The sequence below is a fragment of the Mesorhizobium bavaricum genome (genome assembly GCF_056781655.1).
The window spans coordinates 6778732-6801286 of record NZ_CM165566.1 but is presented as its reverse complement, the minus strand read 5'-3'; the positions used below and the strand labels follow the sequence as shown (position 1 = coordinate 6801286).

5 protein-coding genes are annotated in these 22555 nt (G+C 63.0%); 4 read left to right on the top strand and 1 reads right to left on the bottom strand.

What is annotated here, in order from left to right; translation table 11 throughout:
* The first annotated feature begins 107 nt into the window (after positions 1-107).
* The 4 genes from AC1RZR_RS32795 (at position 108) to AC1RZR_RS32780 (ending at position 4513) form a co-directional block, all read left to right on the top strand.
* Positions 108-350 (top strand): exopolysaccharide production repressor protein, encoded by a 243-nt coding sequence (locus AC1RZR_RS32795; RefSeq protein WP_481827237.1) that lies wholly within the window; start codon positions 108-110, stop codon positions 348-350.
* A 352-nt stretch (positions 351-702) separates the two neighbouring features.
* Positions 703-1194: a hypothetical protein gene (locus tag AC1RZR_RS32790; protein ID WP_481827236.1), complete on the top strand. Its 492-nt coding sequence runs from the start codon at positions 703-705 to the stop codon at positions 1192-1194.
* A 216-nt stretch (positions 1195-1410) separates the two neighbouring features.
* Positions 1411-3180 (top strand): type I secretion system permease/ATPase, encoded by a 1770-nt coding sequence (locus AC1RZR_RS32785; RefSeq protein ID WP_481827235.1) that lies wholly within the window; start codon positions 1411-1413, stop codon positions 3178-3180.
* Entirely contained in the window at positions 3167-4513 is a 1347-nt protein-coding gene (locus AC1RZR_RS32780; protein ID WP_481827234.1) for an HlyD family type I secretion periplasmic adaptor subunit, read from the top strand. The genes AC1RZR_RS32785 and AC1RZR_RS32780 overlap by 14 nt, the downstream gene beginning before the upstream one ends.
* Before the next feature lie 465 nt (positions 4514-4978).
* On the opposite strand, the gene AC1RZR_RS32775 is transcribed toward AC1RZR_RS32780, so the two are convergent.
* Positions 4979-21976: an Ig-like domain-containing protein gene (locus AC1RZR_RS32775; RefSeq protein ID WP_481827233.1), complete on the bottom strand. Its 16998-nt coding sequence runs from the start codon at positions 21974-21976 to the stop codon at positions 4979-4981.
* Positions 21977-22555 lie beyond the last annotated feature (579 nt).

Here is a 22555-nt window from a genome sequence, read left to right as displayed (position 1 = left end):
GGCAAATCGGGGGTAATCGGGGGCCCCGCCGTTTCGCAAATGGAGCGGCGGGTCTTTATGGCTGATTTGAAAGCCGCCTAACCAAAAATGTTGGGTGCTGGGCAATCATGTATTTTCCGCAATTTCTGGTGGGAATGTCTGCCACGGCGACCACGGTCGCAATCTGGGCTTACCTTGCAACCGGATCCATCTGGACGGCGCTGGGCTGGACAATCCTTGCCCTAGTCATCCTGCAGGTTGGGTACGTCGGAATAGTCGTTCGCTTGATATTCAGGCAATCGTCAGAAGCCGTAGACGCGGGGGCGGAGTCGGTCGACCGCACATCACCGCAGGTGTTCCGGGATTTCTAGGATCTTGTGACCGACAAGCCGGTCCGATGGCCCCCCGGATATATCTTTCAGCCGACGGAACGTTTGTACCAGCCCGGTGTTATCAGCACGATCCCCGCATAGGGATCATAAAGGGCCTTGCCCCTCTTGGCCCTAGTTTGAGTCCGCTGTCTCTCCGGCAGCGGACCCGACGCATTTCCTCCATTTCCGCAGCCTCAGCCGGTCCGCCGCTCTCAAGCTCTTCGGCGATGAAAGGCGAGTCATCACTTCTTTACCCCAAAATGCCGGCGACGCTTTCACCGTAACGTGTTAGCCGCCTCACTGTGATCCGCTTCCGTAGGGAACCTAAGGTCCGACCGCAGCTTGTGGCCTCATGAGCACGCGCGGCACCAATTTCCTTCACAAGTTGCCGCACCCCGACGACATCGTCCTCGACGACGAGAGCGGCGCACGCATCATCGGGCCTTTCGATAAGGAAAGCGCCAAGCAGACGCAGGACACTATTGACCATCGGCATGTCTTCATTCTTCAGGCGGCTCTGGATGAGCGGTTGATGCCTCCGTCGACAGACGACGACCCGCGCAATGGACCGGGTGCGGCCATCGAGTTTGCAAAGCTCATGAACCGGGCTTTGCCACCACGAGTGCGGTTCGCAGTGTATTCGACCTGGCGCAAGCTCGGCAAGAAGTTCAAGCGCGGACAGCTCTTTCCCAGCCTCGGATGGGCGGTGGAGAAGCTTACCCTAGTGCGTGATCTTCAGGCAGCCGTGGGGGTGGCCATCTGGACCTCGATGCAATTGCCGATGGTCAGTTCGATGAAACGGCACGAGAGTTTTTTCGAGGAGAGGGGCTTCGAGTTTAAGTGATGGAGGGCCGTCGACGGGCACATAGCGCAGGCATGCATTGGCCCCGCGATGCAGCCAGACACATGCCGACCGAAGGTCTACCAAACGCGACGTATCGGGCTAGCACCGGCGGTCGTTGCTATGTCGATTAAAGAATCACAACGATAGCGCGACAATCTCAATCGGTATATAAAGAGTGTCTAATATGATCATTTGTCCGGGGGGGCAATTTCGGGGATGTCCAGTTCTACAAACAGAAAGGTGTTATCCAGGAGCGTGGTCGAAATGGGCCTCTTCTCGGCGGTGATGAACACCCTGACGTTAATTCTGCCCCTCTACATGCTGCAGGTCTATGACCGCGTTTTGCCCGCCGCCAATCTGGATACTCTCACCTACCTGACCTTGCTTGCGCTCTCGTCGCTCTTGCTCTTCGGAGTGCTCGAAGTCGTGCGGGGGATATATGCGAGCCGACTCGCCGCGCGGCTCGATGTCGCTCTGGGTGCGTCGTCCTTTCTTGCGGCAATGAGCGGCCCACGCGCCGGGCTCGGCGACGTCCAGGCCCTGCGCGACTTGGCAACCCTGCGTGGGTTCATCGCTTCGCGAACCATCTTCTTTCTATTCGACCTCCCTTTTGGGCCCATCTTCGTGGGCCTGCTTTATTTCATCCACCCGTTGCTCTTCCTGGTAACGGTCGTCGGAGCGGTTCTCATGGTTTCCATCGCAGTGCTGAACCAGATCGCCAGTTCGCGACCTGGCAAGGAGGCGGCGGAGAATCTTGGCGCCTCAATGAATTCGGCGCAGGCCTTCGCGCGAAACTTCGAAACGGTCCGTGCACTCGGCATGGTATCCAACGCCATTGAGTTCTGGGGGACCCGTTTCTCCGGCTCTCTGCAGGCCTCGGATGGGCTTGCTCGCACCAACGCATTTTATGGCGGTGTGTCTCGCACCACACGATCGGTGCTGCAAATCGCGATATTGGGTGTCGGCGCTTATCTGGTTCTGCACAACGAGATGACCGCCGGTATGATATTTGCGTCGTCGATGATTTCGGCGCGCGCTCTCCAGCCGCTTGATCAGATCATTGGAAGTTGGCGCCAAATCATCGACGCCAATCTCGCATGGAAGCGGCTTTCAAGTGTCCAATCGCGGTCCGGACCAAAGGAAAATGTTGCATTGCCAACACCTGCAGGGGCGTTGAGCGCAGATCAAATTGTCTACTATCTTCCAGGGTCTGCCGACGGCGCTCTGCCGCTGATAAAGCGCTTGACCTTTGATGTGCCCGCCGGCGAAACAGTTGCGATCGTTGGGCCAAGCCAGGCCGGCAAGTCGACTCTGGCGCGCCTCATAGTCGGTGCCATTGAGCCCCGCTCCGGGGTGATCCGTCTCGATGGCGGGGATATTCGAAACTGGGATCCGGAGGAACTCGGCCGTCATATTGGCTATCTTCCGCAGGATGTGGAACTTTTCCCAGGGACCATCGGCCAGAACATCGCACGTTTTGAGCCAAATGCGCCTGATGAGAAATTGGTTCAAGCAGCCCAGCAGGCGCAGGTGCATGAGCTTATCCTGGGTCAGAGGGACGGATATTCGACGGTGATCGGCCCGACCGGCGTTCGCCTCTCGGGTGGCGAGCGTCAGCGCATTGGGCTCGCACGCGCTTTTTATGGCGATCCCAAGGTCCTGGTTCTCGACGAGCCCAATGCGAATCTTGATTCCGACGGCGAAGCCGCACTCGAGCGGGCGATCATCCAGGCGCGTTCACGAAAAACGACCGTGCTCGTCATAACCCACCGTCCCTCCCTCGCTTCCAAATGCGATCGCATACTCATGCTGCGCAATGGCCAGGTCGAGATCTACGGTTTGACCAAGGACGTGCTCGACCAACTTGCCCAGCGACGGGGCCAAGCGGCGGCGGCCGCGGCCACTCAGGCGCGTGACAACGAAGGAGTGGTGCCTTTCCCATCAGCGGCTCGCGTGGAGGTAAAGGTCGTAAATGACGGTTCCTAGCCAACCCATTCAGACGGGCGCCAAGACGTATCGCTGGCAGCGCAACATCGATACACGCACGGATCGGATCACGCTGGCGGGATATGCAAGTGTGGCCGTTTTCGTGCTCGGCTTCGGGTTCTGGGCAGCCACTGCACCAATTGCCGGAGCAACGATCGCGCCGGGTGTGGTCGCAGCAGCAGGGCAGAATGTCATGATTCAGCACCTCGAAGGAGGTGTTGTCGGCAGCATTAGAGTTCGCGAGGGTGACAGGGTCTTGAGAGGCCAGGCCCTGATCGTGCTCGATCCGACGGTGGCGCAGTCCCAGCTCAACCGCGTTCTCAAGCAGTGGGTTGCACAAAAAGCTGAAATGTCTCGGCTCGAAGCGGAGCGCGACGGCCTCGATAAAATTGTTTTGTCCAGTGACCTCGGAGCCTATTCAGGCGCCTCCGAATATAGCGGTGTCTTCGGAGAACAAAACAAGGAATTTCAGGCGCGGTTGGCGCGTTATGGCGCGGAACAGGAGATTCTGAAACAAAGGGTGGCAGCCCTTCAGGACGCCGTTGTCGGGTTAAAGGCTCAGAAGAAGGCAGCGGAAAATCAGCTTGCGATCGTCAACGAGGAGACGGAAAGAAAAAAAGAGCTTCTGAAAAAAGGACTCACGAATCGTTCCGAATATACTGATCTCCTGCGCAGCACTGCCGAGCTGGTGGGCCAGGCGGGATCTCTGGAAGCGCAGATCGCTAGTTCGGCGACCCAGACGGTGGAAGCGCGTCAGCAGATTGAAAGGCTTACAACCAGCCGGGTCGAGGATGCCGTCACGGAACTGAACAAAGCCCGGGCACAGGTCGCGGACCTCGAGGAACAAATCAACGCTGCTCGATCGGTCCTGGACCGGACGATCATCCGGGCACCGGTGGACGGGATCATCGTTCGATCGCTCTACAATTCCGAAGGCAGCGTCATCCGACCAGGCGAGGTCGCTATGGAGCTTCTGCCGACCACGAACGAGCTGATCATCGAGGCAAAGATCAAGCCTGAAGACATCGACTCTATCCGGATAGGGCAGGACGCGAATATGATGTTCACAGCGCTCAATGCGCGCACGACGCCGAAAGTGCCCGGAAAGGTGTTCTACATTTCGGCGGACCGGCTGATAACACCCAGCACGGGACTGCCTTACTTCACCGTCCGGCTGAAAATGGCCGACAAGCTGCCACCGCAGGTCAAGCCCGAGCAGATCTATCCAGGCATGCCGGTCGAAACATTCATTTCAACCGGCGAACGCACGTTTCTGGCCTATCTTACTAAGCCGCTGGTGGATTCGTTCCAACGTGCCTTCCGGGAGCGATAGACCGGCCCCTCGTCTCGTACATCGGCCGCACTGTAAGCGGGGGTGCCCGCCCATCATTCATCGGTCAAATAGTCAGACGAAGTGGACGTCGTGTCCGCTTGGATGATTGGGCAACCACGTCCCGGACAGTTTCGTCATCGGCTGCTTTGGTAGAAGCGTTATCCAAACCGGCGATGAGCCAGACCAATGACATCGTTGCGGTCAGTCTTGCCCGATATGCCCTGCTGGCTCTCGATGCAGGCGACGGGCAAGCCACGTTCACGCAAGCAGGAGTATAGCATCGGAACCATGCGACCCGTTTCGAACACGATCCTCCGGCAATCGGGCGCCATCGCCAGCGAAGCAGTGGTCGCCTCAGCCGTCGAAATATCATCGCTTCGTGATGGCTGCTCCCTTGCAGTCGAGCACGCAGACATGCGTCTCTCCATTGAGCACGGCGTATCGTCGTCACGGCGCTTCAGACCTTTAGGTCAACCCGAAATCGCTTGCCGAGAGCAAGGGGTGGTTGTTGAGCGTTGCGAACTGGATCGCGGCGCCGGCACCGTTGCCGTCCGGATCGTAGTACAGCGCGCCTGACGCCTGGTCGTAGACTATGTAGTCGTTGGCGTCGTGCGCGGCGCCTCCGACGAAGAAGAAGTCCGCGTTGAGCGGCCCAACAGCAGCCAACTTCGTAAAGACTGCGTTCTCGAGCTGGAAGCTATCATTGCCATGGGTGAAGTCGGTCACGATGTCGAGATTGGTTGCGCCGTTGGGGGCCGTGTTGAAGACAAATATGTCGTTGCCAGTTCCGCCGGTCAGGGTGTCGTTGCCGGGTCCGCCATTGATCGTGTCATTGCCGCTACCACCGTCCAGTAGTATATCGTTTCCTGTGCCGCCGAGAAGGAAATCCTGGCCGGCACCGCCGAGCAGGGTGTCTGCGCCGGCTCCGCCTGCTAGGCTGTCGTTGCCATCGGCGCCGGTCAAGGTGTTGTTGCCGGAATTACCGACGATGATGTTGGCGTCGCTGTTGCCGGTGCCGGAAATATTACCGCTCCCGGTCAGCACGAGGTTTTCAACGTTGTTGGCAAGCGTGTAGGTGACCGACGCGCGTACCTCGTCGGTTCCGCCGTTGTTTGATTCCATGGTCTGGTCGCCGGCATTGTCGACTACGAATACGTCATTGCCATTGCCGCCATCCATGGCGTCGGCGCCGGCGCCGCCATCGAGCAGATCGTGGCCGTTTTTGCCGTTCAAAGTATCATTGCCGCCTAAACCGCGCAGCCAGTCGTTGCCGTTGCCTCCGTTTAGCGAATTTGCACTGCCGTTGCCGTCGACCGGCGCCGACAGATCGTTGTCGTTAGTTACCGACACGGTTATGGCTTGCGTCGTACTTCCCGCGGAATTGCTGGCCTGCACGACGAGATTGTACTGATTGCTGGCGCTATCGTCATGCGAACTCTCGAAATCCGGAGCAAGCTTGAACGTGACGATGCCGGTGCTGGCGTTGATGTTGAACATCCAGTCGTCAGCGCCACCCGCCAGCGAATAAGTTGGCGACGGCGTTGCAGTGGCGTTGACGTCAACTACGGTCCCGGTGCCATTTTCCAGGAAACTGACACTCGACGCCGACGTGAATATCGGCGCGGCCACGATATTGACAGCCAGGGAACCCGAGGCTGCGCTGATGTTGCCAGCGGCATCGGAGGCTTTGGCCGTGATCGAACGGACGCCGTTGGGCAAGGTCGAGGTGGTGATCTGGTATGAGCCGCCAGCCACCACGGCCGACCCAACCGCACTGGTCCCGTCATAGAGCGTCACGGTGGTGCCGTTGACGCCGGTCCCGGTGAATGTCGGCGTGTTGTCGGTCGTTAGATTGTCGGTGTCCGAAGTGCCAGTATCGGAGCTGCTGGCCAGGTCGGGGACGCCCGGCGTGGCAGGCGCAGTGGTGTCGATAGTGACGTGGAACGCCGTCGACGCTCCGCCCTGGTTGCCGGCTACATCCATCGCCTTGGCGGTCAGCGTATGACCGCCCTCGCCAAGCGCGGAGGTGGTGATCGTGTAGTTTCCCCCGGTCGCCACACCGGTGCCGAGCACCGTGGTGCCGTTGGTATCGTAGATAGTGACGGTGCTGCCGGCCTCTGCCGTACCGCTTAGCGTTAGCGTCGTGTCGTTTGAGCTGCCATTGTCCGAAACCGGCCCGGTCACCGGTGCTACGTTGTCGTTCACCGTGGCGATCGTCGGCGCACCCGGCACCGTCGTATCGACTGTTATCGAGAGTGCATTGGACGTCGAGGCCACACTCTGGTTGCCGGCTACGTCAGTCTGCACCGCCCGCACATTGTGCGTACCCTGCGCAAGGGAAATGTCCAGGCTGAACGTTCCGCTGCTCACCGTTGTAGCGCCCAGACTCTCACCACCATCGACTACGCCGTTATTGTTGACGTCATCGAAAAGCGTGACCGTCGCACCATTTTCGCCGGAGCCACTGATGGTCAGTCCGGAGGCATTCTTAGTGATGTTGTCAGTGGAGCTCGGGCCGGTATCGTCGGCCGCCGCCAGGTCGAGGCCCGTCGGCGTGGCAGGCGCAGTGGTGTCGATAGTGACGTGGAACGCCGTCGACGCTCCGCCCTGGTTGCCGGCTACATCCGTCGCCTTGGCGGTCAGTGTATGAGCGCCCAGGCCAAGCGCGGAGGTGGTGATCGTGTAGTTTCCCCCGGTCGCCACACCGGTGCCGAGCACCGTGGTGCCGTTGGTATCGTAGATAGTGACGGTGCTGCCGGCCTCTGCCGTACCGCTTAGCGTTAGCGTCGTGTCGTTTGAGCTGCCATTGTCCGAAACCGGCCCGGTCACCGGTGCTACGTTGTCGTTCACCGTGGCGATCGTCGGCGCACCCGGCACCGTCGTATCGACTGTTATCGAGAGTGCATTGGACGTCGAGGCCACACTCTGGTTGCCGGCTACGTCAGTCTGCACCGCCCGCACATTGTGCGTACCCTGCGCAAGGGAAATGTCCAGGCTGAACGTTCCGCTGCTCACCGTTGTAGCGCCCAGACTCTCACCACCATCGACTACGCCGTTATTGTTGACGTCATCGAAAAGCGTGACCGTCGCACCATTTTCGCCGGAGCCACTGATGGTCAGTCCAGAGCCATTCTTAGTGATGTTGTCAGTGGAGCTCGGGCCGGTATCGTCGGCCGCCGCCAGGTCGAGGCCCGTCGGCGTGGCAGGCGCAGTGGTGTCGATGGTGACGTGGAACGCCGTCGACGCGGTGCTCTGATTCCCGGCACTGTCAGTTGCTTCGGCCGTCAGTGTATGCGGGCCATCCGTCAGTGTGGAGGTGGTGAGCGTATAGGCACCGCCGGTAGCTACAGTAGTGCCGATCACGGTCGTTCCGTTCGTGTCGTAGATCGTGACGGTGCTGCCGGATTCTGCCGCGCCGCTGATTGTCAAGGTCGGGTCATTGGAGCTGCCATTGTCGGAGACAGATCCGGTTACGAGGGGCACGTTATCGCTGACCGAAGTAATCGACGCCGAAGGCGCAACGGTGTCGACGCTGTAGGCCTGGTCGTCGCTCGCCGAGGCGCTGTTGCCGGCCGCATCGGTGGTGGTGACGCTGGCATGCACGCTGCTGTCGGCATCGGCCGCCAGGTCGGAGCCGGCGACGTCGATGCTGAAGCCGCCGCTCGCCGCCGCGCCGGTATAGGTGGCGCCGTTGATCGTCAGGGTGACGGTGTCGCCGTCCTGGACATCGCCGCCGACCGTGCCGGTCACCGCAACCGTGCCGCCGGCTTCCGCCGCGTTGACGACGTTGTCCGCCGTGATGGCATCGAGGCTGATGGAGGCCGCAACCGTGGTGTCGACGCTGTAGGCCTGGTCGTCGCTCGCCGAGGCGCTGTTGCCGGCCGCATCGGTGGTGGTGACGCTGGCATGCACGCTGCTGTCGGCATCGGCCGCCAGGTCGGAGCCGGCGACGTCGATGCTGAAGCCGCCGCTCGCCGCCGCGCCGGTATAGGTGGCGCCGTTGATTGTCAGGGTGACGGTGTCGCCGTCCTGGACATCGCCGCCGACCGTACCGGTCACCGCAACCGTGCCGCCGGCTTCCGCCGCGTTGACGACGTTGTCCGCCGTGATGGCATCGAGGCTGATGGAGGCCGCAACCGTGGTGTCGACGCTGTAGGCCTGGTCGTCGCTCGCCGAGGCGCTGTTGCCGGCCGCATCGGTGGTGGTGACGCTGGCATGCACGCTGCTGTCGGCATCGGCCGCCAGGTCGGAGCCGGCGACGTCGATGCTGAAGCCGCCGCTCGCCGCCGCGCCGGTATAGGTGGCGCCGTTGATCGTCAGGGTGACGGTGTCGCCGTCCTGGACATCGCCGCCGACCGTGCCGGTCACCGCAACCGTGCCGCCGGCTTCCGCCGCGTTGACGACGTTGTCCGCCGTGATGGCATCGAGGCTGATGGAGGCCGCAACCGTGGTGTCGACGCTGTAGGCCTGGTCGTCGCTCGCCGAGGCGCTGTTGCCGGCCGCATCGGTGGTGGTGACGCTGGCATGCACGCTGCTGTCGGCATCGGCCGCCAGGTCGGAGCCGGCGACGTCGATGCTGAAGCCGCCGCTCGCCGCCGCGCCGGTATAGGTGGCGCCGTTGATCGTCAGGGTGACGGTGTCGCCGTCCTGGACATCGCCGCCGACCGTGCCGGTCACCGCAACCGTGCCGCCGGCTTCCGCCGCGTTGACGACGTTGTCCGCCGTGATGGCATCGAGGCTGATGGAGGCCGCAACCGTGGTGTCGACGCTGTAGGCCTGGTCGTCGCTCGCCGAGGCGCTGTTGCCGGCCGCATCGGTGGTGGTGACGCTGGCATGCACGCTGCTGTCGGCATCGGCCGCCAGGTCGGAGCCGGCGACGTCGATGCTGAAGCCGCCGCTCGCCGCCGCGCCGGTATAGGTGGCGCCGTTGATCGTCAGGGTGACGGTGTCGCCGTCCTGGACATCGCCGCCGACCGTGCCGGTCACCGCAACCGTGCCGCCGGCTTCCGCCGCGTTGACGACGTTGTCCGCCGTGATGGCATCGAGGCTAATGGAGGCCGCAACCGTGGTGTCGACGCTGTAGGCCTGGTCGTCGCTCGCCGAGGCGCTGTTGCCGGCCGCATCGGTGGTGGTGACGCTGGCATGCACGCTGCTGTCGGCATCGGCCGCCAGGTCGGAGCCGGCGACGTCGATGCTGAAGCCGCCGCTCGCCGCCGCGCCGGTATAGGTGGCGCCGTTGATCGTCAGGGTGACGGTGTCGCCGTCCTGGACATCGCCGCCGACCGTGCCGGTCACCGCAACCGTGCCGCCGGCTTCCGCCGCGTTGACGACGTTGTCCGCCGTGATGGCATCGAGGCTGATGGAGGCCGCAACCGTGGTGTCGACGCTGTAGGCCTGGTCGTCGCTCGCCGAGGCGCTGTTGCCGGCCGCATCGGTGGTGGTGACGCTGGCATGCACGCTGCTGTCGGCATCGGCCGCCAGGTCGGAGCCGGCGACGTCGATGCTGAAGCCGCCGCTCGCCGCCGCGCCGGTATAGGTGGCGCCGTTGATCGTCAGGGTGACGGTGTCGCCGTCCTGGACATCGCCGCCGACCGTGCCGGTCACCGCAACCGTGCCGCCGGCTTCCGCCGCGTTGACGACGTTGTCCGCCGTGATGGCATCGAGGCTGATGGAGGCCGCAACCGTGGTGTCGACGCTGTAGGCCTGGTCGTCGCTCGCCGAGGCGCTGTTGCCGGCCGCATCGGTGGTGGTGACGCTGGCATGCACGCTGCTGTCGGCATCGGCCGCCAGGTCGGAGCCGGCGACGTCGATGCTGAAGCCGCCGCTCGCCGCCGCGCCGGTATAGGTGGCGCCGTTGATCGTCAGGGTGACGGTGTCGCCGTCCTGGACATCGCCGCCGACCGTGCCGGTCACCGCAACCGTGCCGCCGGCTTCCGCCGCGTTGACGACGTTGTCCGCCGTGATGGCATCGAGGCTGATGGAGGCCGCAACCGTGGTGTCGACGCTGTAGGCCTGGTCGTCGCTCGCCGAGGCGCTGTTGCCGGCCGCATCGGTGGTGGTGACGCTGGCATGCACGCTGCTGTCGGCATCGGCCGCCAGGTCGGAGCCGGCGACGTCGATGCTGAAGCCGCCGCTCGCCGCCGCGCCGGTATAGGTGGCGCCGTTGATCGTCAGGGTGACGGTGTCGCCGTCCTGGACATCGCCGCCGACCGTGCCGGTCACCGCAACCGTGCCGCCGGCTTCCGCCGCGTTGACGACGTTGTCCGCCGTGATGGCATCGAGGCTGATGGAGGCCGCAACCGTGGTGTCGACGCTGTAGGCCTGGTCGTCGCTCGCCGAGGCGCTGTTGCCGGCCGCATCGGTGGTGGTGACGCTGGCATGCACGCTGCTGTCGGCATCGGCCGCCAGGTCGGAGCCGGCGACGTCGATGCTGAAGCCGCCGCTCGCCGCCGCGCCGGTATAGGTGGCGCCGTTGATCGTCAGGGTGACGGTGTCGCCGTCCTGGACATCGCCGCCGACCGTGCCGGTCACCGCAACCGTGCCGCCGGCTTCCGCCGCGTTGACGACGTTGTCCGCCGTGATGGCATCGAGGCTGATGGAGGCCGCAACCGTGGTGTCGACGCTGTAGGCCTGGTCGTCGCTCGCCGAGGCGCTGTTGCCGGCCGCATCGGTGGTGGTGACGCTGGCATGCACGCTGCTGTCGGCATCGGCCGCCAGGTCGGAGCCGGCGACGTCGATGCTGAAGCCGCCGCTCGCCGCCGCGCCGGTATAGGTGGCGCCGTTGATTGTCAGGGTGACGGTGTCGCCGTCCTGGACATCGCCGCCGACCGTGCCGGTCACCGCAACCGTGCCGCCGGCTTCCGCCGCGTTGACGACGTTGTCCGCCGTGATGGCATCGAGGCTGATGGAGGCCGCAACCGTGGTGTCGACGCTGTAGGCCTGGTCGTCGCTCGCCGAGGCGCTGTTGCCGGCCGCATCGGTGGTGGTGACGCTGGCATGCACGCTGCTGTCGGCATCGGCCGCCAGGTCGGAGCCGGCGACGTCGATGCTGAAGCCGCCGCTCGCCGCCGCGCCGGTATAGGTGGCGCCGTTGATCGTCAGGGTGACGGTGTCGCCGTCCTGGACATCGCCGCCGACCGTGCCGGTCACCGCAACCGTGCCGCCGGCTTCCGCCGCGTTGACGACGTTGTCCGCCGTGATGGCATCGAGGCTGATGGAGGCCGCAACCGTGGTGTCGACGCTGTAGGCCTGGTCGTCGCTCGCCGAGGCGCTGTTGCCGGCCGCATCGGTGGTGGTGACGCTGGCATGCACGCTGCTGTCGGCATCGGCCGCCAGGTCGGAGCCGGCGACGTCGATGCTGAAGCCGCCGCTCGCCGCCGCGCCGGTATAGGTGGCGCCGTTGATCGTCAGGGTGACGGTGTCGCCGTCCTGGACATCGCCGCCGACCGTACCGGTCACCGCAACCGTGCCGCCGGCTTCCGCCGCGTTGACGACGTTGTCCGCCGTGATGGCATCGAGGCTGATGGAGGCCGCAACCGTGGTGTCGACGCTGTAGGCCTGGTCGTCGCTCGCCGAGGCGCTGTTGCCGGCCGCATCGGTGGTGGTGACGCTGGCATGCACGCTGCTGTCGGCATCGGCCGCCAGGTCGGAGCCGGCGACGTCGATGCTGAAGCCGCCGCTCGCCGCCGCGCCGGTATAGGTGGCGCCGTTGATCGTCAGGGTGACGGTGTCGCCGTCCTGGACATCGCCGCCGACCGTGCCGGTCACCGCAACCGTGCCGCCGGCTTCCGCCGCGTTGACGACGTTGTCCGCCGTGATGGCATCGAGGCTGATGGAGGCCGCAACCGTGGTGTCGACGCTGTAGGCCTGGTCGTCGCTCGCCGAGGCGCTGTTGCCGGCCGCATCGGTGGTGGTGACGCTGGCATGCACGCTGCTGTCGGCATCGGCCGCCAGGTCGGAGCCGGCGACGTCGATGCTGAAGCCGCCGCTCGCCGCCGCGCCGGTATAGGTGGCGCCGTTGATTGTCAGGGTGACGGTGTCGCCGTCCTGGACATCGCCGCCGACCGTGCCGGTCACCGCAACCGTGCCGCCGGCTTCCGCCGCGTTGACGACGTTGTCCGCCGTGATGGCATCGAGGCTGATGGAGGCCGCAACCGTGGTGTCGACGCTGTAGGCCTGGTCGTCGCTCGCCGAGGCGCTGTTGCCGGCCGCATCGGTGGTGGTGACGCTGGCATGCACGCTGCTGTCGGCATCGGCCGCCAGGTCGGAGCCGGCGACGTCGATGCTGAAGCCGCCGCTCGCCGCCGCGCCGGTATAGGTGGCGCCGTTGATCGTCAGGGTGACGGTGTCGCCGTCCTGGACATCGCCGCCGACCGTGCCGGTCACCGCAACCGTGCCGCCGGCTTCCGCCGCGTTGACGACGTTGTCCGCCGTGATGGCATCGAGGCTGATGGAGGCCGCAACCGTGGTGTCGACGCTGTAGGCCTGGTCGTCGCTCGCCGAGGCGCTGTTGCCGGCCGCATCGGTGGTGGTGACGCTGGCATGCACGCTGCTGTCGGCATCGGCCGCCAGGTCGGAGCCGGCGACGTCGATGCTGAAGCCGCCGCTCGCCGCCGCGCCGGTATAGGTGGCGCCGTTGATCGTCAGGGTGACGGTGTCGCCGTCCTGGACATCGCCGCCGACCGTACCGGTCACCGCAACCGTGCCGCCGGCTTCCGCCGCGTTGACGACGTTGTCCGCCGTGATGGCATCGAGGCTGATGGAGGCCGCAACCGTGGTGTCGACGCTGTAGGCCTGGTCGTCGCTCGCCGAGGCGCTGTTGCCGGCCGCATCGGTGGTGGTGACGCTGGCATGCACGCTGCTGTCGGCATCGGCCGCCAGGTCGGAGCCGGCGACGTCGATGCTGAAGCCGCCGCTCGCCGCCGCGCCGGTATAGGTGGCGCCGTTGATCGTCAGGGTGACGGTGTCGCCGTCCTGGACATCGCCGCCGACCGTGCCGGTCACCGCAACCGTGCCGCCGGCTTCCGCCGCGTTGACGACGTTGTCCGCCGTGATGGCATCGAGGCTGATGGAGGCCGCAACCGTGGTGTCGACGCTGTAGGCCTGGTCGTCGCTCGCCGAGGCGCTGTTGCCGGCCGCATCGGTGGTGGTGACGCTGGCATGCACGCTGCTGTCGGCATCGGCCGCCAGGTCGGAGCCGGCGACGTCGATGCTGAAGCCGCCGCTCGCCGCCGCGCCGGTATAGGTGGCGCCGTTGATCGTCAGGGTGACGGTGTCGCCGTCCTGGACATCGCCGCCGACCGTACCGGTCACCGCAACCGTGCCGCCGGCTTCCGCCGCGTTGACGACGTTGTCCGCCGTGATGGCATCGAGGCTGATGGAGGCCGCAACCGTGGTGTCGACGCTGTAGGCCTGGTCGTCGCTCGCCGAGGCGCTGTTGCCGGCCGCATCGGTGGTGGTGACGCTGGCATGCACGCTGCTGTCGGCATCGGCCGCCAGGTCGGAGCCGGCGACGTCGATGCTGAAGCCGCCGCTCGCCGCCGCGCCGGTATAGGTGGCGCCGTTGATCGTCAGGGTGACGGTGTCGCCGTCCTGGACATCGCCGCCGACCGTGCCGGTCACCGCAACCGTGCCGCCGGCTTCCGCCGCGTTGACGACGTTGTCCGCCGTGATGGCATCGAGGCTGATGGAGGCCGCAACCGTGGTGTCGACGCTGTAGGCCTGGTCGTCGCTCGCCGAGGCGCTGTTGCCGGCCGCATCGGTGGTGGTGACGCTGGCATGCACGCTGCTGTCGGCATCGGCCGCCAGGTCGGAGCCGGCGACGTCGATGCTGAAGCCGCCGCTCGCCGCCGCGCCGGTATAGGTGGCGCCGTTGATCGTCAGGGTGACGGTGTCGCCGTCCTGGACATCGCCGCCGACCGTGCCGGTCACCGCAACCGTGCCGCCGGCTTCCGCCGCGTTGACGACGTTGTCCGCCGTGATGGCATCGAGGCTGATGGAGGCCGCAACCGTGGTGTCGACGCTGTAGGCCTGGTCGTCGCTCGCCGAGGCGCTGTTGCCGGCCGCATCGGTGGTGGTGACGCTGGCATGCACGCTGCTGTCGGCATCGGCCGCCAGGTCGGAGCCGGCGACGTCGATGCTGAAGCCGCCGCTCGCCGCCGCGCCGGTATAGGTGGCGCCGTTGATCGTCAGGGTGACGGTGTCGCCGTCCTGGACATCGCCGCCGACCGTACCGGTCACCGCAACCGTGCCGCCGGCTTCCGCCGCGTTGACGACGTTGTCCGCCGTGATGGCATCGAGGCTGATGGAGGCCGCAACCGTGGTGTCGACGCTGTAGGCCTGGTCGTCGCTCGCCGAGGCGCTGTTGCCGGCCGCATCGGTGGTGGTGACGCTGGCATGCACGCTGCTGTCGGCATCGGCCGCCAGGTCGGAGCCGGCGACGTCGATGCTGAAGCCGCCGCTCGCCGCCGCGCCGGTATAGGTGGCGCCGTTGATCGTCAGGGTGACGGTGTCGCCGTCCTGGACATCGCCGCCGACCGTGCCGGTCACCGCAACCGTGCCGCCGGCTTCCGCCGCGTTGACGACGTTGTCCGCCGTGATGGCATCGAGGCTGATGGAGGCCGCAACCGTGGTGTCGACGCTGTAGGCCTGGTCGTCGCTCGCCGAGGCGCTGTTGCCGGCCGCATCGGTGGTGGTGACGCTGGCATGCACGCTGCTGTCGGCATCGGCCGCCAGGTCGGAGCCGGCGACGTCGATGCTGAAGCCGCCGCTCGCCGCCGCGCCGGTATAGGTGGCGCCGTTGATCGTCAGGGTGACGGTGTCGCCGTCCTGGACATCGCCGCCGACCGTGCCGGTCACCGCAACCGTGCCGCCGGCTTCCGCCGCGTTGACGACGTTGTCCGCCGTGATGGCATCGAGGCTGATGGAGGCCGCAACCGTGGTGTCGATCGTCACCGACAGATTGCTCGAAGCCGCACTTAAATTGCCCGCCGCGTCTGTCGCAGTCGCCGTGATGCTGTGAGTCCCTTGGCTCAGTCCCGAGGTCGTGATGTTGTAGTTGCCGCTGGTCGCAAGGCCCGACCCAACAACCACGCCGTCGCTGAAGATTGTGACGGTACTGCCGGACTCAGCCACACCGGTAAATATCGGCGTCGTGACGTTTGTGACATTGTCCGTGCTCGACGAACCGGAATCGGCGGCGGCAAGCAGATCAGGCGTTGACGGCGCAGACGGAGCGGTCGTGTCGATCGTCACCGTGAACGGGCCCGAGGCGTTACTGAAGTTGCCGGCTGTGTCGGTGATCCGCGCCGTTAGGGCGTAAGTGGTGCCGTCGGTCAGCGCCACAGTCTCCAAGCTAACGGAACCAGCAGTGATCTCAGCAGCAGTGAGGACGTGGACGTCGCTTAGCGCGTTAAAGTTGGCGTTCGTGTGAAGTTGGATGGTGTCGCCGGCGACTGCGTTGGTGCCGCTCAGGCTCACCGTCACCGTCAAGTTGATGTCGTTGGTCCGGGCGCCGCTCGTTAGACTGCCGGTCACCGGCGACACATCATCCGTCACCGAGGTGATCACCGGCGCTTCGGGAGCAGTCGTGTCTTCGGTAACCGTGAACGAGTTGGTGGAGACGACGCTCTGGTTGCCGGCAGTGTCAGTGATGCGGGACGTTATTGTATAGGTCGTGCCGTCGGTCAGCGTCCCGGTCTGGACATTGGCAAAGCCGTTCGTGATGTCGGTTGCGGTGATTGTGTACGAAGTGCCAAGTTGGCTGCCCGTCCCGGTCCCGTTGTAGAGCTGCACCGTGTTGCCCACCACCGCACCGGTGCCTGTCAGGCTTACCCTCACCGTCAGATCGGTATCGTTGGTGCTCGCCCCGCTCGGCAGCGGCGACACGTCATCCGTCACCGAGGTGATCGACGGCGCAGACGGCGCCACGGTATCAACCGCCTCGATATCTCCGGGGCCGCCCGGATCGGTAGGCGCTCCGGCGGTCGTGGCCACATTGCCTTGCGTGTCCCTGACCGTCGCTCCGCCGGCCGTCAGATTGTACGACGTCACCGTGATGTCGGAAGTGTCCTCGCCGGAGGCGGCCGTGTAGTGGAAGGTGAGAGTGTTGGTTCCAGAGCCGCCGGTGAGAGTGGCGATCGTGCCGTTGTTCAGAGTCAGTGTCGGCGTTCCGGTGACGTTCACGGCCTCGCTGAACGTGACGACCAGGTCGACCGACTCGCCCGCCTTAAGCGTTCCGTCGTGAGTGCCAAAGGCAACGGACGAAACTGTTGGAGCAGTAAGATCGAGCTGACCCGCTGTAAGGGTCCCGGTTGAGAACTGGAAGTTCTCAACATTGGTCACACTATCCGTGCCGTCCAGAGAGCCGCCACGGTTGTCGACAACCGTATAGGTCGACCCGGAAAGTGAGATCGTGTAGTCGGCGCGTGCGCCACTGAAGACTGCCGTATCGCCTGTTCCGGCCCCGCCATCGATCGTGTCATTGCCTGCACCGCCGGAGAGCGTGTCGTTTGCAGCCCCGCCGGTCAGGATGTTCGCACCGCTGTCGCCGCTGACGCTGACCGCCGCGCTCGAGCCGCTTGCATCCACGTTCTCGAAGCCGGTGATGTTCGCCGTGTCGCCAGAACTCTGGTCCGCCGACGACAGGTCAATCGTCGCCGCGCCGACAACCAACAGGGTGTCGCTATCCGCCCCGCCGGCGACCGAACCGTCAGAGCCGTCATAGGTGATGGTGTCGTTGCCTGCGCCGCCGCTCAGAGTGTCGGCATTTGCACCGCCATCAATAGTGTCGTTTGACGCGCCTGCCGATATCGCGTCGGCTCGCGAGCTTCCCGTGATGAAATCGGCGCCCGCCGTCCCATTGATGTTAATCGTGTCGTCACTTCCCCAGCCGGTAAATGTCCACCCGTTCGCCGTAAAATTACTTGCATTTACTACGTTTATATTACGGGCTCCGCCCAAATCCTGAACGGCCAGATTTCCGGGAAACTGATCGGCGCCAAACGTTACCGTGGAAGGACCAGAATTATAAAAGCGCAATCCCTCTATGCCGGAAATTGTGGCAACAGTGAAATCCACGTTAATGGGACCCCAAATCAAGATGGTATCGGTGCCTGATGATCCAGTGTCGTTGATTGTCTCCCCAGCCACCACATCGCCACCAGATGGCAGATAATAGGAGTCGCTGCCATCGCGTCCATCCAGTGTGTCGGCGCCGCCAGCTCCCTGAATCGTATCGTCGCCAGAGCCCCCTGTAATCGCATCGGCGCCAGTGAGGCTGCCCGCGATAAATAGCCCCTCTGTTTGATTACTAACGTTGATCGTGACACCAGTAGCGGCAAAATACGCAGTAACATTCTCGATATTGGCTATCTGGTTATTTGTGGCACTATTGAGATCATTTGACGTTGCTGTCAGGCGAATATAATCGCCGCCCAGTCCGCCGTTGACCGTATCGGCGCCAGCGAAACCAACGAATTCGTCACCATTGCTGCCTCCGGTCAGGACGTTCGCCCCGCTGTCACCGGTGAGGCTAACACTCCCGCTTGAGCCGCTTGCATCCACATTCTCGAAGCCGGTGACAATCGCTGTGTCGCCGGAACTCTGGTCCGCCGACGACAGGTCGATCGTCGCCGCGCCGTTGACCACAAGCGTGTCGGTATTCAACCCCCCAGCGATCGACACGTCCGAGCCGTCGTAGGTGATGCTGTCGTTGCCCGACCCGCCATTCAGCGTGTCGGCGCCTGCGCCGCCGACAATCGTGTCGGCGCCAGACCCGCCGGTCAGAACGTTCGCGCCGCTGTCACCGGTGAGGCTGACCGCCGCGCTCGAGCCGCTGGCATCCACATTTTCGAAGCCGGTGACATTCGCCGTGTCGCCGGAACTCTGGTCCGCCGACGACAGGTTGATCGTCGCCGCCCCGTTGACCACGAGCGTGTCGATATCCGTCCCGCCGGCGATCGAAACGTCCGAACCGTCATACGTGATGCTATCGTTGCCGGCTGCGCCGCTCAGCGTGTCGGCCCCTGCACCGCCGGTGATCGTGTCGGCCCCTGCACCGCCGCTGATCGTATCGGCCTGCCCGCTACCAGTGATGATGAAGGCTTCGGTCTGGCCGCTTAGCGTGATCGTCACTCCGGCAAGAGCGGTGGAGGCCGAGATAACTTCCACGCCGCTTATGGAGGTGTCTCCAAGCGTATTCAGTTTGCTAGAAGTTGACGTCAGATTAATGGTATCGCCGGAGCCCGCGCCGAGGCCGATCGCAGTCAGTGCTATTGCGTCTAGCTGGGCCCCGGTAAGCGTAATCGTGTCCGTGCCGGCGGTTCCCTCCAGACCGCTCGAAACAACGTTTGTGACAGTCGGGAGGCCAAGAGCCGAAATGTCGCCTGCGGCGACAACATGCAGGCGATTAATACCACCGCCAAGGTCTATGGAGTTAAACCCCGCCCATTGTGTTGCAGTCAGGAAAACCGACTCACTGTTGCCGCTGCCTGTCAGCGTCTCCACGCCCGAAACTGTGCCTAAAGAGAAATCAACCACGGTTCCGGTGAACGAGATTATGTCGCGCGATCCGCTGCCAGTGTCAGCTCCACCTTCGATCGAATCGCCTGCTCCGAAACTGCTATCGCCGACAAGAATTAAATCATCGCCTGCTCCACCATCGACCGTATCTGCCCCGCCATTCGCCGAGATGATATCGTTACCCGCTCCAGTGCTGATCACGTCGGCTCCGGCACCACCGATTATGGTATCGTTGCCACCAAGATTTGTGCCATCCACGATGATGCGACTTGCGCTGGTTAGGGAGGAGGCCTGAATATTTATTCCAGCGCTCATTACTAATGACGAGTTTATCAATAAGTCGCCTTTGACCCCATCACCGTTTGCGTCAGCCGTTCCAAGCACTTGGTCGTTCTGAAATCTGATGTCAAACCCAGGTGAGTTGTCCGCTAGCGATAGTACATCAATATTTCTGATGGTGTAGACGGCGCCGCCTCCAAAATTAGAGTATAAACCGGCCGATGTTAGCTTAACTGTGTCAATAGTTGTTGCTTCATCTGTGCCATCTATAGTAACGGAACCACCTAGGTTGTCACCATTCGCTAAGAATGTATCGGCCCCAAGCCCGCCGTTAAGTAAATTACTGCTCGTGCCATTACCTTGGGCAATAATGTCGTCGCCGGCTCCGCCATCGATGTTGTCAACGCCGGAACCAGTCGTAATTATGTCGGCGTATTGGCTGCCCGTAATTGTGAAGCCTTCGGTCTGGCCTGAAAGGTCAACTGTTACACCCTCTGTAGCCGCAGAGAACGAAATCGCCTCCACGCCCTGAATCGACGCATTGGTCGCCCCAAGGGTATTTAGATCAGCAGAAGTGGACGTTAGGGCTATGGTATCACTGGCGCCATTGCCAAGGTTAATTATACCCGTCCCAGCGATGATCGTATCGAGCTGAAAGCCCTTCAGTGTGATCGTATCGGAGTTACCGGTCCCGACAAGATTGCCGATCTCGACAGTCGATCCCACAACAGGGCCTGCAATTGCCGATATGTCGCCCGACGCGACTACGTTCAGAACGTCTGCCGAGCCGCCAGCAAGGTCAATCGAGCGGAATCCCGTCCATTGCGTGGTCGTAACTGTGACGTTGTCGTTGCCGCCACTCCCGGTGAGCGTTTCGACACCGGACACAGAGCCAGCAGAAAAGTCGGCGGTCGTTCCGCTGCTCGTCAGAACGATCTGATCACACGGGCCGATGCCGGAGTCGACTCCCCCATTGATCACCTCGCCGGCGACGAATTCTCCATTGGCTATGTTGATGGTGTCGTCGCCGGCCCCGGAACTGATCGTGTCAGCGCCGGCGCCCGCGCTAATAGTATCTGCGCCCGCGCCCCCTGTGATCGTATCGTTGCCAGTGAAACCATTGCCGTCGACGGTGATGCGGTTGACACCGGTGAGGCCAGCGGCGCTGATCGTTACGAAACTGCCGCTGCCGTTGATTAGCAGGTCACCACCGACACCATCACCATTGGCATCTGCGGTGGAGACTTGGCTGTCTGCAACAGTGAGGTTCCAGTTCGCCACGTTCTGGTTCAGCGTGATCCGGTCGATGTTGCTGATAGTGGTGAAGGTGGAGAGATTGTAAGTGGCCGCAAAATCGAGGCGCAGCGTGTCCTGTGTGCCCGCTTCCGCCGTGCCGTTGATTGTCTCGCCAGCCGCGAGATGGGCAGTGGCGCTAACGACGAATGTATCTGCCCCCGTACCGCCGGTGAGCACATCAGCACCAGCACCACCGGTGATCGTGTCATTGCCGACGCCGCCGTTAATGATGTCCACCTGAGAACTGCCGACAAGTGTGTCCGCGCCTGAGGTCCCGTTGATGGTGATCGTGTCGGCGCCGCTGGTCCAAGTCGTGAAGGTCCAGTTCGCTGCGGAGAAGTTCGAGGCATTGTTGATTACAATCGCTTGCGTCGAGGCGGTTCCAGTGACAGTGAGCGACGTTGAAATCAGGCCCGCACCAAACTGGGAGGCGTTGAGCGAGGCCGCAGAGGTCCCAGAGGTGTTGTTGAAACTCAGGCCTTCATAATTGTGGAAGCCATGGGTCGCATCAGTGCCCGCAGCGCTGAAGTCGATGTTGGCGCCGGTCGTGGAACTGATGATGATAGTATCGGCGGCGTTGCCCCCGTCGAAGAAATCGGCCGCCTGAATCTGGTTGGTAGCAGTCACTGTCAGCGTGTCGGTGCTGCTGGTCTGCGTTATGTTATCGGTCCCGGTAGTGGCGTTGTTGTTGGGCAGCACGCCAGGATACGACGCAATGCCAGCTACGGTCATCGGCGATACGTTGGCGGTGATTCCAGTGTGCGCATCAAGCGACCATATGCCGCCATGCTGGGCCGCCCCAATCTTTCCGACGGCTGCAGCGACCAGTGTCTTTGCACTTTTCGCTAGTGCCGCAATGAAGGCCGCGCCGGTCTCGCCCTTGCCGGTCTCGCAGCTCCACAACAACAGTCCGCCGCGTTCCCCGATCACATCTCCGACCTCAGCGAGGTCGGCTGTATGGTCATTGAGCGTTTCCAGTGACAGAGCCCCCGCCCCGAAGCTCACCTCGCCTGGACGGCCATGCGCAATGACGTGGATCGCGTCGAGTCCTTGCCTGCCCGCGACCGCGCGCGCCATCTGCCGCGGCGCCGGTTCATCGTTGGTCAGCACAAAAGCCCCGACCTCGGGCCGAAGTCCTTGCAGCAGAGTGCTCAGGTCGGAAATGTTCGGATCGACGAAGGCAAGTTCCCGAACCGGCTGCCTATTGATGACTATTGAGTGCGCGACATCGAGGGTCGATGGCAATGGCGTTAGAACATAGCCTGTGACCGAACCCTCTTGGTCCGATCCGCTCAACACGATCGTGGAAAGTTGATCCTCGAAACCACCTACGGTGATTTTGTCGGCCTTCGGAAATTTGTTCGCCATAACACACCCCTGATGATCACCATGGGGCCTACTCGGCGCTGACGGTAGCTCGGAGTTTGCACGTGCCTAGGCATCCAGTTCCCGCCTAGGCACAACACGTCCACCCAGTTTGAATGGCAATTGGCCACTCAAACATTCTCCTCTCCGAAGCTACACCGTTGAGTAGCTTCCCCAACTTTTTCCCTCATATTAGCAATAGCTGAATAGGCGTGCTGAGTCCAATATTCCAGTTCAGAGCTTTCAATCTGACCGAAACGCAAATCAAACCAATATGATGGTCAAAATCGGCAATTAACCCACCTCAACGCAAGGCAAACGGCACAATCCTTCATTGTCTCGATAGAGAATTGGCTGCAATGCGATGTGCACACCCTCGGACCTAGCAAGAACATATAATCGTCGACCTGGCCGGTGAACTCCTACCCTTCAAAAGAATGAACGCATCATTTAGGATCAAGCATCAAGCCATCGACCCTCGCCGAATTGGGTAGTCGCGCGAATACCACGTCGCGCAAGCTTGCCCAGACTGAATGTCAGCTTTGAAGCATAGACATTAGCTCAATTCGAGTTTGGATCTTG

Coding starts and splice junctions, on each gene's coding strand:
- AC1RZR_RS32795 (WP_481827237.1), top strand. CDS start 108: ATGTATTTTCCGCAATTTCTGGTGGGAATGTCTGCCACGGCGACCACG.
- AC1RZR_RS32790 (WP_481827236.1), top strand. CDS start 703: ATGAGCACGCGCGGCACCAATTTCCTTCACAAGTTGCCGCACCCCGAC.
- AC1RZR_RS32785 (WP_481827235.1), top strand. CDS start 1,411: ATGTCCAGTTCTACAAACAGAAAGGTGTTATCCAGGAGCGTGGTCGAA.
- AC1RZR_RS32780 (WP_481827234.1), top strand. CDS start 3,167: ATGACGGTTCCTAGCCAACCCATTCAGACGGGCGCCAAGACGTATCGC.
- AC1RZR_RS32775 (WP_481827233.1), bottom strand. CDS start 21,976: ATGGCGAACAAATTTCCGAAGGCCGACAAAATCACCGTAGGTGGTTTC.